We start from the raw sequence: 1,345 nt of genomic DNA on the forward strand, positions 1-1,345 counted from the left end.
CAGGCGTAGATCGGGTACATCACCAGCGACGACTGCACTGACATCATCGAGCGATAACCCGAGTCAACACGTTCGACTTCCCGCGCGACCAGCCCATAGGTGACGTAGTTCGCGCCAAGCCCGCCGAATTCCTCGGGGATGTTGATGCCGAGCAGGCCGGCCTCGCCCATTTCGCGGAAGATCGCGGTATCGAAAGTTTCGTTGAGGTAGGCGTCCTCGATCCGCGGCGCCAGTTTGTCGGCGGCGAAGGCGGCCGCGCCGTCGCGCACCATGCGCTCGTCTTCCGAAAGCTGGCCCTCGATCAGGAACGGATCTTCCCAGACGAATGCGTTCTTGTCGGCGGCCATCGCGTTCTCCCAAACCAATGCATGTCGCTCAAAACGATGACATGCATGAAGCAAAATGTTGGCCCGTTCTATCGGCCTGCGCCTCGAAAAAATCAAACGAAATTGATTCACCGATCAATGAGCTCTAGGAATGGGTCATGAGTGTCCAACGCCGCCTTTTGCCCAACATAAGCGCCCTTGCCGCCTTCGAGGCTGTGGCCCGGCTGGGCAGTTTCACCGCTGCCGCCCAGGAGCTCGATTTGACCCAGGGCGCAGTCAGCCGGCAGATCAGATCGCTTGAAGACCAATTCGGCCGCCGGCTGTTCGAACGCGACAGCCGCAATGTCAGGCTGTCGACATCGGGCGAAATCTACGCCGAGGCGGTGCGTTCAGCACTTGGCCAGTTGCGTGACGCAGCCCTTGGATTGATGAGCAATCGGCATAGCGGCATCCTGGACCTGGCCATTTTGCCGACCTTCGGCACGCGCTGGCTCATGCCGATGATCCCCGATTTCGTCGAAAACAATCCCGATATCACCATCAATTTCGTCACCCGCGTCGGCCGCTTCGACTTCGCCAGGGAGAGGCTGGATGCCGCCATCCACTACGGCTTGCCGGACTGGCCCGAGGCCGACTCGACACTGTTGGTGCGCGAAACCGTGGCGCCGGTCGTGTCGCCCGAATTCCTCGCCGGCCGCGCCATCGCCTCACCGGCCGATATCGGCCGCCTGCCGCTGCTGCACATGGCGACGCGTCCTGGCGCCTGGACCGAATGGTTCGAGCATCAGGGCCTGAGCGCGCCGACCGGACCGGGCATGCAGTTCGAGCAGTTCGGCACCGCCGCCCAGGCCTGCATGGCGGGGCTCGGCGTGGCGCTGCTGCCGCTGATCCTCATTGCAGGCGAACTGCAGCGCGGCCAGCTGGTGCCGGCGCCAGGCCGGCCCATGCAAAGCCGCAGCGCCTACTATCTCGTCGTCCCACACGACAAGCGCGGCCATCCGCCAGTCGCCAGTTTTCGC

At 63.2% G+C, this 1,345-nt stretch carries 2 protein-coding genes (1 of these 2 cut by a window edge); one reads left to right on the forward strand and one right to left on the reverse strand.

The window, feature by feature from the left end; translation table 11 throughout:
* Nucleotides 1–347 (reverse strand): acyl-CoA dehydrogenase family protein (locus EOB59_RS28280; RefSeq protein WP_206622076.1); only part of this gene is annotated, 347 nt, incomplete at its 3' end.
* Nucleotides 348–484: 137 nt separating this feature from the next.
* Here EOB59_RS28280 and EOB59_RS28285 point away from each other — a divergent pair.
* Nucleotides 485–1,345, forward strand: partial view of a LysR family transcriptional regulator gene (locus EOB59_RS28285; protein WP_128289744.1) — the 5' portion only. 69 nt of this gene lie beyond the right edge of the window; only the first 861 of its 930 coding nucleotides appear in the window; it begins with the start codon at nt 485–487; its stop codon lies beyond the right edge, outside the window.

It is taken from the genome of Mesorhizobium sp. M7A.F.Ca.MR.176.00.0.0 (assembly GCF_004023165.1).
In the GTDB taxonomy this organism is placed as follows: Bacteria; Pseudomonadota; Alphaproteobacteria; order Rhizobiales; family Rhizobiaceae; genus Mesorhizobium.